General features: G+C 65.8%; 10 protein-coding genes. 8 read left to right on the forward strand and 2 right to left on the reverse strand.

All coding sequences use genetic code 11. The annotated features are described in order from the left end of the window. The 7 genes from KJ554_14330 to KJ554_14360 all read left to right on the forward strand — a co-directional run. Window positions 1-617, forward strand: a 617-nt coding sequence (locus KJ554_14330; GenBank protein ID MBU0743507.1) for a 2-C-methyl-D-erythritol 4-phosphate cytidylyltransferase, incomplete at its 5' end; no start/stop codon positions are given. After that, the gene (locus tag KJ554_14335) at window positions 614-1,585 is read left to right on the forward strand and encodes a class I SAM-dependent methyltransferase (protein MBU0743508.1); all 972 of its coding nucleotides are present in this window, start codon (window positions 614-616) and stop codon (window positions 1,583-1,585) included. The genes KJ554_14330 and KJ554_14335, both read left to right, overlap by 4 nt. Before the next feature lie 125 nt (window positions 1,586-1,710). Then, window positions 1,711-2,289, forward strand: a complete 579-nt coding sequence (locus KJ554_14340) for a hypothetical protein (GenBank protein ID MBU0743509.1) — start codon at window positions 1,711-1,713, stop codon at window positions 2,287-2,289. 361 nt (window positions 2,290-2,650) lie between these two features. Then, window positions 2,651-2,857, forward strand: coding sequence for a 4Fe-4S binding protein (locus tag KJ554_14345; protein MBU0743510.1), 207 nt, complete (start codon window positions 2,651-2,653; stop codon window positions 2,855-2,857). 21 nt (window positions 2,858-2,878) lie between these two features. After that, a complete protein-coding gene (locus tag KJ554_14350; protein ID MBU0743511.1) occupies window positions 2,879-4,030 on the forward strand; it encodes a 2-oxoacid:acceptor oxidoreductase subunit alpha in 1,152 nt (383 codons plus the stop codon). Beyond that, on the forward strand, window positions 4,030-4,851 hold the full coding sequence (locus KJ554_14355) for a 2-oxoacid:ferredoxin oxidoreductase subunit beta (protein MBU0743512.1): 822 nt from the start codon (window positions 4,030-4,032) through the stop codon (window positions 4,849-4,851). Before KJ554_14350 ends, KJ554_14355 begins: the two co-directional genes overlap by 1 nt. Then, window positions 4,848-5,396, forward strand: coding sequence for a 2-oxoacid:acceptor oxidoreductase family protein (locus KJ554_14360; protein MBU0743513.1), 549 nt, complete (start codon window positions 4,848-4,850; stop codon window positions 5,394-5,396). Before KJ554_14355 ends, KJ554_14360 begins: the two co-directional genes overlap by 4 nt. A gap of 10 nt (window positions 5,397-5,406) precedes the next feature. Here the strand turns inward: KJ554_14360 and KJ554_14365 are convergent, their stop codons facing one another. Together KJ554_14365 and KJ554_14370 are read right to left on the reverse strand one after the other, a co-directional pair. After that, window positions 5,407-8,373 (reverse strand): hypothetical protein, encoded by a 2,967-nt coding sequence (locus KJ554_14365; protein MBU0743514.1) that lies wholly within the window; start codon window positions 8,371-8,373, stop codon window positions 5,407-5,409. 100 nt (window positions 8,374-8,473) lie between these two features. Continuing rightward, on the reverse strand, window positions 8,474-9,139 hold the full coding sequence (locus KJ554_14370; GenBank protein ID MBU0743515.1) for a DUF4254 domain-containing protein: 666 nt from the start codon (window positions 9,137-9,139) through the stop codon (window positions 8,474-8,476). 101 nt (window positions 9,140-9,240) lie between these two features. Between KJ554_14370 and KJ554_14375 the strand changes: the two genes are divergently transcribed. Then, window positions 9,241-9,627, forward strand: a 387-nt coding sequence (locus tag KJ554_14375; GenBank protein MBU0743516.1) for a hypothetical protein, incomplete at its 3' end; no start/stop codon positions are given.

Raw genomic sequence — 9,627 nt, forward strand, 5'->3', positions numbered from 1 at the left:
CCGCGGGCCGCATCCTGCTGGGCTGGAGCGCCCGCGCCCTGGTGGCCCATCCCGCCGTGGTCAGCCTGACGGTGACCTGCGCCGAGGCGTGGCGCGGGACGGCCGGTGCGGCCTTGCCCGAACGTCCCGCGGTCCGCTTCGCCGATCCCGGTCCCACGCGCACGGCGTCGACCTGGAACGCGCTGGAAGTCCTGCACGCGGGCGAGGGCCCCGCCGCCGCCGACCTCGTCGCCGTGCACGACGCGGCCCGTCCCTTCGTCAGGACGGAGCTGCTGGGGCGCCTTTACGAGGCCGCCCGCGAGAGCGGCGGCGCCGTGCCGGGCGTTCCGGTCGCCGACACGATCGTGACCTCCCGCCCCGCGGACACCGCCGCGGTGGCGTACCTGGACCGCGATACCCTGTTCGCGGTGCAGACTCCCCAGGTCTTCCGCTGGTCGCTGCTGTACGACGTGCACGCCTGGGCCGCGGCGGAAGGCGCATCCTTCACAGACGACGGTGGCCTGCTCGCGGCCCGGGGCGAGCCGCCGGTGATCGTGCCGGGGGACGAGGCCAACTGGAAGGTCACCACGACCGACGACCTCGCGCGGGCGTGCGCCTGGCTGGAGGGATTGGGTTGAGCGCTCCCTGCGCCGTCTGCGGCAACGCCGAGGGCAATCGACTGCACGAGGCCCGCGAGATGATGTTCGGCCTGCGCGACGTCTTCACCTACCTCGAATGCGCCGGCTGCGGCTGCGTCCAGCTCACGGATCCACCGGCCGACCCGTCGCGCTACTACCCGTCCGACTACTACGCCTACGCCGAGGGCGGTCCCGGGCGATGGGAAGGTCTCCGGAGCCGGCTCAAGGGAAGCCGGGCCCGGGCCCGGCTGCAAGGCGGCGATCCCCTGGGCGCAGTGCTGTTGCGCCTGCTCGGCACCACGCCGCGACTCGAATGGTTGGCCTGGATGGGGCTGGGCTTCGAGGCCTCGATCCTGGACGTGGGGTGCGGCGCGGGGGAGTTGCTGCAGGAGCTCCGCCGCGACGGTTTCCGGGACCTGCAGGGGATCGATCCCTTCATCGCGGCGGATCTCGACCTCGGCGGCGGGCTGCGCATCCATCGCCGCGGCCTGGCAGAGCACGCCGGGACGCATGACCTGGTCATGCTGCACCATTCCCTCGAACACATGCCCGACCAGCAGGACGTCTTCGGGCACCTGCAGCGCCTGGTCCGTCCCGGCGGCTGGCTGCTGATCCGCATCCCCGTGACCGACAGCTCCGCGTGGCGCGAGTACGGCGTCGACTGGGTCCAGCTCGACGCGCCGCGGCATCTCTTCCTGCACTCCTGCAAGAGCCTGGACCGTCTCGCGAGCGCCGCGGGCTTCCAGCGCCGCCGCCTGCTGCACGATTCCACCGGCTTCCAGTTCTGGGGCAGCGAACAGTATCGCCGGGACGTGCCCCTGCGCGATCCCCGGTCGCTGGCCTCCCGTCCAGCCCGCCCCCTGTTCGGCCGCGGTCGGCTGGCCGAGTTCGAGCGGCGCGCCCGGGCCCTCAACGCCGCCGGCGAGGGCGATCAGGCCGTCTTCTTCTTCCAGATCCCGCCCAGCTGAGATCGCCGAATCGATTAGGCCACGGCCGGCTTGCATACCCGCGAATACATACCTTTATTGTCGGTGATTGTCTGAGCACGGGACTCGCCCAGCATCGGCCCCCGACCGGACCTGGAGGATGATACATGTCTCGTCAGCGCAGCCTTGGCCTCGCATTCGCATTCGCCGGCGCCCTGTCGCTCTCGCTCGGTGCCGGCGCCGCCGCGGCGCAGGGCGAGTACAGCGTGCTCGGTCTGTCCGCGATGCCGGACGCCTACGTCCCCGAGGTCGAGGTCGATTTCGGACACGACTTCGAACTGTACGTCATCCTCGCCGGCCCCGGCGCGGTCGCTCCCCTGCCCTGGCAATTCTCATCCGTCGACTGGGCCGTCCTGCAGAGCTGTTGCGGCGGGTCTCCCGCCTTCATGGTCGAGTCCCATCTGGCCACCGACTCGCTCGTCCACGAGGGCGATCCGATTCTCGGCGTGCGCACCACCGCCCCGGACTGCTTCCAGTCGGATATCATCCTCATCGCCACGCTCACCTTCACCTGGATCTACCAGCCGACGGGGCCGTTCTATATGGGCGCGGCCGCCATGTCGGCCGTGGAGATCTGCGGGGAGGACACGCAATTCCTGTCGGGATGTTCGGTGCGTATCACGCCCCTGGGCGTCACGCCGGCGGGAAACCGGAGCTGGGGCGAGGTCAAGACCCTCTTCAGATAGAACGCGCCGGGCGGCGCCTGCACGATCCTACGGGTCCACCAGCGCCGAGCGAAAGCGGCCGGTCAGCGGAGCCGTACGCCTATGCGTGCGGCTCCCCTGCTTTCTCCTGCAATCTTTCCCGCCCGAATCGAAGCGACTTTCTTGATTGAGTAGAGTCCAGGGCACTATATTTGCGCACGTCAGAGGGTTCTCAAGGGTTTATGCCTCGTGCAGTTGAGGCGGCCCCGTGGCCCCCGGCACCAGCGGCATCCCGACCCGCAGGGAAGTTCCGGGAGAGACCGGATGGCCATCCCGACGACAAGACCGGCCCTGGCCACGCCGAACCGTGGCATCCGGCAGGCGGCTTCGACAGGAGATTCACGTGAACGAAAAAACGCAACAGGAAGCCCCTCCTGTGATCGAGATCAACGTGGCCTGGTGCAAGGGGTGCGCCATCTGTGTCGATTTCTGTCCCCAGGACGTTCTGGCGATCGAGAACGGAGTCGCGGTCGTGGTCAATCTCGATCCCTGCAACCGCTGTCAACTCTGCGATTATCGCTGTCCCGACTTTGCCATCACCGTGAAGTGATCGCGGAAAGGATCCTGGTCAATGACAGTCACCAAGAAAGACGACAGAGTCCGGGTGATGACCGGTAACGAGGCGTGCGCCGAGGCGGCGCTCGCGGCCGGGCTCAGGTTCTTCGCGGGTTATCCGATCACGCCGTCTTCCGAGATCGCCGAGGAGCTGTCGACCAGGCTGCCCGCCATCGGCGGCAAGTTCATCCAGATGGAGGATGAGATCTCCGCCATGGGCGCGGTGATCGGCGCCTCCCTGGCAGGGTCCAAATCCATGACCGCGACCAGCGGCCCCGGTTTTTCCCTGAAGCAGGAGAACATCGGCTACGCCTGCATCACCGAGGTCCCGTGCGTCATCGTCAACGTCATGCGCGGCGGGCCGAGTACCGGGCTGCCGACGATGCCCCAGCAGTCGGACGTCATGCAGGCGCGCTGGGGGACCCACGGCGACCATCCGATCATCGTCCTCTGCCCGCAGAGCGTGGCCGAGACCATCGATCTCACGGTGCGCGCCTTCAGTCTCACCGAGAAGTACCGGATCCCGGTCATCCTGCTGATGGACGAGACCGTGGGGCACATCAGCGAGAAGATCCGGATTCCGGAGTATTCCGAGCTGGAGATCTACGAGCGGCACAAGCCCTCCGTGTCGCCGGAGGACTACCTTCCCTACCGCCACACCGACGATGACATCCCCGAGATGGCCACCTTCGGGACCGGTTACCGGTTCCATGTCACCGGGCTGTGCCACGACGAAACCGGATTCCCCACCAACAATCCGGTCGAGATCGAGAAGCAGATGTACAGGCTCAACCGCAAGCTGGAGCGTTACCGCGACGAGATCATCGAGGTGGAGCAAGGTGGTGACGACGACGCCGAGGTCGGCATCTTCGCCTACGGCTCGACCGCGCGCTCGGCCAAGCGGGCCATGCTGATGGCCCAGGAGAAGGGCCTCAAGGTGTGCATCCTGCGGCCACGCACCCTGTGGCCGTTCCCCGACAGGGAGGTCCGCGTCCTGGCTGCCAAGGTCAGTTGCATCGTCGTGCCGGAAATGAACCTCGGCCAGATCGCGCACGAGGTCGAATGGGCGGCGGGCGGGCAGGCCGAAGTGATCAAGGTGAACAAGATCAACGGCGAACCGATCAGCCCGACCGAAATCCTGCCGGCCATCGAAAAGGCGGTGAAGTGATGGACAGCTTCGACTACTTCCCCTACTTGCGGGACAAGAAGTTTCCACTCATCTGGTGCGCGGGCTGCGGGCACGGCATCGTCACGAAAGCGATCCTGCGGGCTATCGGTCGCGTGGGCTGGAGCCAGGATGACACGGTGATTGTCTCCGGTATCGGCTGCTCGAGCCGTATGCCGGGTTACGTCGACTTCAACACCCTGCACACCACCCACGGGCGGGCCATCCCGTTCGCCACCGGCGTCAAGATGGCCAACCCCAAGCTGAATGTCATCGTCATCACCGGAGACGGGGACGCCACAGCGATCGGCGGCAACCACTACATCCATGCCGCACGGCGAAACATCGATCTGACGATCGTCCTGATGAACAACACCATCTACGGCATGACCGGCGGCCAGGTCAGTCCCACGACACCCAGGGGCAAGCGGGCCAGCACCGCATCGTTTGGCAATATCGAACCGGCGTTCAACATCAGCGGGCTGGCCGAAGCCGCGGGCGCGACCTTCGTGGCGCGCGGCACGGCCTACGGAGCCGTCCAGCTCTCGAAGTACATCGAGCAGGCCATGCTCAAGAAGGGCTTTTCCGTGGTCGAGGCGATGTCTCCCTGTCCCACCGTTTTCGGACGTCGCAACAAGATGAAAGATCCGGTGCAGATGATGGAGGACCTGAAGGCACGATCGGTGCCGGTGAAGAAGGCGGCCACGATGACCGCGGAGGAGCTGGAAGACATGATCGTCACCGGCGTCCTCACCGACATCGAAAAGCCCGAGTACACGGCAGAGTACGACAAGCTCATCGCAAAGCTGGGAGGGTCGGCATGAGTTTCCGCTACGAGGTCCGGTTGAGCGGCGAAGGTGGCCAGGGGCTCGTGCTCGCCGGCAAGGTGCTGGCCGAGGCGGCTGCCATCTACGACGGCAAGAACGCCACCCAGAGCCAGTCCTACGGTCCCGAGGCGCGCGGCGGCGCCAGCCGCTCCGAGGTCATAATCTCGGACGAGGACATCGACTATCCCAAGGCGGTGAACATCGATTTGCTGCTGGCCCTGACCCAGGAGTCGGTCAACAAGTACCACTCCGACCTCAAGGAGGGCGGCATCCTGCTGGTGGACGCAGACGCCTGTTCCGACATCCCCGCCGGCGACTTCAGGGTCTACCGGGTTCCCATCATCGAGGTCGCCCGCGAGAAGGTGGGCAAGATACTTGTGGCGAACATCGTCGCCCTGGGCGTCATCACCGAGCTGGCCAAGGTCGTCACCCCGGAAGCGGTCGAGGCGGCCATCCTCGCGCGGGTGCCCAAGGGCACCGAGGAGCTGAACCTGAGCGCCTTCAAGGCCGGCGTCGAAGCCGCACGGGAACTGGGATCATAGCGCCCCCGGATCATATCTTCAGCTCGTCGAGCAGGGAATAGACGAGACTCGACACCCGCTTGGTCCGTGCGATCAATTCATCGACCAGTTTCTGGCGGCCCTTCTCGCAGTTTTCATCGTCGCAGTACCCGAGGACGTGGGCCAGGTAGCCCAGCTCCTCGGGCAGGAGATCGTCTTCGGCGGCGACGGTCAGGCGGTAGATGTCGCGCACGTGCTTCAGGTAGCGGAAGGAATCGAAGATCTGCTCCAGGTCGTCGGCCCGGTGCGGAAGGCGGTCCGCCAGGGGGGAGCGCAGCTCCTGGGTGACCGGCAGCCAGAGGTTCGATCTGGCCATCAGGATGAGCAGCATCAACTCGATGTCGCGCAGGCCACCCTTGGTTTCCTTGATGTCCAGCGCGGAGATGATTCCCTGATCCACCGCCTCGTGCCGGGACCGGATCTCGCCGGCGATCTGGCGCACGAAACCATCCTGATGTTCGAGGATGTAGGGGCGGATGATCTGTCCGTAGAGTTCGGCCTCGAATTTCTTGCTGCCGACGATCCTGCGTACGCCCATGAGCTGGGATTTGTCGATGAAGGCCAACTCGTCCGGCTTCTCGAACAGGCTCTTCAACTCCCCGAAGGTCGTGACGTAATTGCCGAAACGTTCCGCGAAGCGGTACTGGGGCATCGTGCCGCGCTTGATGATCTCGCTGTTCATGCGGGTCAGGATCTTGCCGCAGTGGCTGCGGATCTCCGGATCGTCGGAATTGAGCAGGATGATCAGGTCGTAGTCGTCGTCGAAGGCGAGCTTGCGGCCGTGGCCGCCGGCGGCGTAGATGGCCAGCAGATCTCGCGTGCGCACCCGCATCTCGGCCTGCGCACCCACCTCCTGTTTGCAGACGTCGAAGAGCGATTCCAGGTAGTTGTCAACGAACTCCGTGAATTCGGCGTTGGTCTGCTCGCTCGCCGCCCCCTCCCGGCATTCCAGGCCGACGCGCAGGAATTCCAGGTCGTAGTAGCTTCCCAGTTCCTCCTTCTTCCGTTCGAAGGTGGGGAAGGTCTCGATGCGGGCGAACATGCCCTTGGCGATGATCTTGAGCCGCCCGGGCTCGTGCAGGTGGCTGACGTATTCGGCGTACCTGTCGACGGTGCGTTGCAGGAAGCGCTTGAAGTAATGGCTGGACGAGCAGTGGAGCTGGCAGAAGTAGAGCAGGTTCTTGCGAAGCGCCTCCACCTCTTCGTCCCAGACCTTGTCCTCGAAGATCTGTGTGAACCACTCGCGATCCTCCTCGCGCAGCCCCGCCAGGAAATCGTTCATCAGTTTCGGATAGTTGTCGAACACCGCCGTCATGCGGGGGATCACGTCGGGCACCTGGCTCATGCGGGACACGAAGGCGTGGCTCAGCTCGCGGAACAGGATGCCGGCGTTCACGTTGTTGCGCTGCCCGTGCAGCAGCACCAGCAGCCGCAGGACCACCAGGGAGGTGACCTCGCCCCATTTGGCGTATCGCTGCACCAGGAGTTGGCGGTCCTGGTCGGGGAGAGCCATGAAGTCGTCGATGAACTCGCGCAGCAGTTCGCGGTTCTCCTCGATGGGGCTCATGACGTCGTCCCAGAACCGGGTGCCCCGGAAGAAACGCAGCGCCATGACGAACTCGGTGGCGATGTTCTTCTTCTTGTCCCAGCTCGCCTGGCCGGTGTTCCGGCCACGCAGGAAACCGGAGAAGACGCTGATCCCCTCGAGGTGGTGCAGCAGGCCGTTCAGCAGCGTGTTGGCCGCGGCGCGAACCGACTGCACGTGCTCGTGGTAGTGGATGAGCAGATGATCGTAACCCCGGACCACGCCCGTGTCCTGGTAGCCCATCAGGTCGGCCACCGATTCGAGCTGGGCGCGCGAGCCGGCCTCCTTGAGCAGGATCTCCTCCTCCTGCACCTCCAGCAACTGGTAGAGGAAACGGAATACCTCGATGAAGGAGAGGGCGTCCTCGAGGTCGGTGTAGGTCTGCAGGTTGTCCGGGTCCCGGGCCATCAACTCTTCGAGGATGCGCCAGGCATTCACTTCCTTGATGCCGAGCACGGTCTTCTGCGCGGCGATGACGCCCTTGATGATACGCAGGGCGTCGCGCTTGGGATGGACGCTGTCGCTAGGGAGCCTGCGCAGCAACAGGGCGCGGATCTCGCCCATCATGCCCCGCAGGTAACCCTCGTGATAGCGGTTGTCGCCGGCAGGGTCGTAGTAGTAGCGGTCGGTCACCCGCGAGGTGAATTCCCGGAACAGGTCCTTGCTGCCGATGATGAGCCTGGCGCCGAGCATCTCGGTGATGATTATGAAGTCCTGGATCTCGCTGTGGAGCAGATTCATGTATTCGGGGATGGAGGCGGAGAAGCTCTGTTCGCCCACGTGCTCGGAGAGGTGAAGGTGCAGCGGGATGGCCCGGCGCAGCATTTCCCGCTGCAGCTTGCCGATGGCGTGGTTGAAGGCGTCGCGGCGGTCGCTGCCGTCGTCGATGATGCCGAGATCGAGATCGTCCTGGTCGGCCCGGGTGCCGACGCCGCAGATCACGAAGCCGGGCTGCTGGTCCTCCTCGAGAAAGAGGCCGAGCAGCTTGGACATGTAGGCGCCGATCAACCGGCGCAGGTCGCGGCCCATCTGCAGCATGAAATCGCGGTAGACGCCGAAGCGGTCGGCGTCGGAGGAGAGGCCGAGCCGCAACACGTCGACGGCGCGGATGTTCAGATTGAGCAGCTGGAAGGCGAAGTAGCAGCCGAGGAAATTGAGCTGCTCCGACTCGTCGCGGCCCATCTCGCAGACCAGATCCATCTCGAGGGCGATGTCGGGGGCCGCTGACCAGAAATGGACCTCGTCGATGGCGCCGGATTCCTCGAGGCGCTCGTTGAGCAGGTCCTTGTGCAGGGAGATGAAGTGGGTGTACTTGCGGTGGTGGTTTCCCAGCTCTCCGATACGTGCGTTGAGGCGGTCGAAGTCGTTCAGCATGGTTTTCCTTCTGGGGCGACGCGTGGGTTGGGGAGGGGAACCGCCCTGCCTCTCCTGCTGGTCCTGCACTGTATCATGACGGGCCGCCGGGGTCGGCCCTTCAGTCCCCCAGTCCCGACCGGTAGCGGCCGGTGGCCGGATCCATGTAGACCTTCACCTGCTTGTAGAGCTTGATGCTGCGCAGGCCGGCGGCGATGTCCAGGAAAAGACCGTCCAGGCAGCCGGCCAGGTCGTCCATTTGCTCCTTGAGGCTCTCGAGGCGCGAATGGAGGACGGCCTCGTCGAGAGTGCCTCCCGCGGTGGAGAGTTCCTCGCGGATGTGGTAGAGCTTGAGGGCGAGCACGGTGATCCGGTCCACGATGCTGGCCGGCGATTCGGAGTGCAGCGGCGCGGAGCTCACGGGCAGCCCCGCGGAGGCCAGCACCTGCATGATCTGGCTGTCGAAGAGCTCGATGGTCTTCACGCGCCGCGCGTTCGAGGCGTCGATGGACTGCTTGACCGAGGCGAGGATCTCGCTGTCGTCGTCGTGCGCGCGGCTGCGGTCCTCCTCGTGCCACTGGAAGGTGTTGATGAGCTGGAGCAACTCGGCCAGGCCGGCCCAGCCGGCGTGTCCGGGCGGCAGAACCCGCAAGACGTCGTCCCAGTCCTGCAACAGGTGCTCTTTCTCGTGCCAGTCCTCGACGACCTGCCAGAGCACGGACAACAACTCGTCCGCCGCGGGCAGCTCCGCAGGAAGAATCTTGGCATCCGGGCCGTGTGCGGTCATGATCTGTCCTTATCTTGAGCAGGATGCGGCCATCGCCCCGCCAACTCTAGACCACCGGGTGCGTCCAGGCAAGCGCGGCAGGCACCGGCAAGGGGAAGTTCATGGGATCCACGACGGGGCATCGTCCGGGACGCGCGGCTCTCGCCGCGGCGCTGGCGCTCTGCGCCGCTTGCTCCCTCTCCCGTCCGGCGGCGGCGGTCGCTGCCGAACCGACGGTCGCCCTGCACGCGGCGGTGGGCGACACGCTCAGCCGCGACGAAGCCCTTCGCTGGGGGCTGTTCCCCGACGCGAGCGACCTGCGCCTCGCCGTCTTCCGCGCCGCACCGACCGGCGGCTACATCGCCCGGCTCCATCTCGACGGCCCCGCAGGACCGCGAATCCGCGAACGCAACGTGCCGCGCGCGGTCTGGGAGTCCTGGCGGGACTGCCTCGACCGGGGTGTGCCGGTCGACGGCGAGGGGGCGCCGCCGATCCCGGGGGCAGCGGCC

The organism is bacterium (assembly GCA_018814885.1).
Taxonomy (GTDB): Bacteria; Krumholzibacteriota; Krumholzibacteriia; order LZORAL124-64-63; family LZORAL124-64-63; genus JAHIYU01.

Bases quoted from the DNA above. Each gene is read 5' to 3' on its own strand.
- KJ554_14355 (MBU0743512.1), top strand. From the start codon at position 4,030: ATGGACAGCTTCGACTACTTCCCCTACTTGCGGGACAAGAAGTTTCCA.
- KJ554_14350 (MBU0743511.1), top strand. From the start codon at position 2,879: ATGACAGTCACCAAGAAAGACGACAGAGTCCGGGTGATGACCGGTAAC.
- KJ554_14370 (MBU0743515.1), bottom strand. From the start codon at position 9,139: ATGACCGCACACGGCCCGGATGCCAAGATTCTTCCTGCGGAGCTGCCC.
- KJ554_14365 (MBU0743514.1), bottom strand. From the start codon at position 8,373: ATGCTGAACGACTTCGACCGCCTCAACGCACGTATCGGAGAGCTGGGA.
- KJ554_14360 (MBU0743513.1), top strand. From the start codon at position 4,848: ATGAGTTTCCGCTACGAGGTCCGGTTGAGCGGCGAAGGTGGCCAGGGG.
- KJ554_14340 (MBU0743509.1), top strand. From the start codon at position 1,711: ATGTCTCGTCAGCGCAGCCTTGGCCTCGCATTCGCATTCGCCGGCGCC.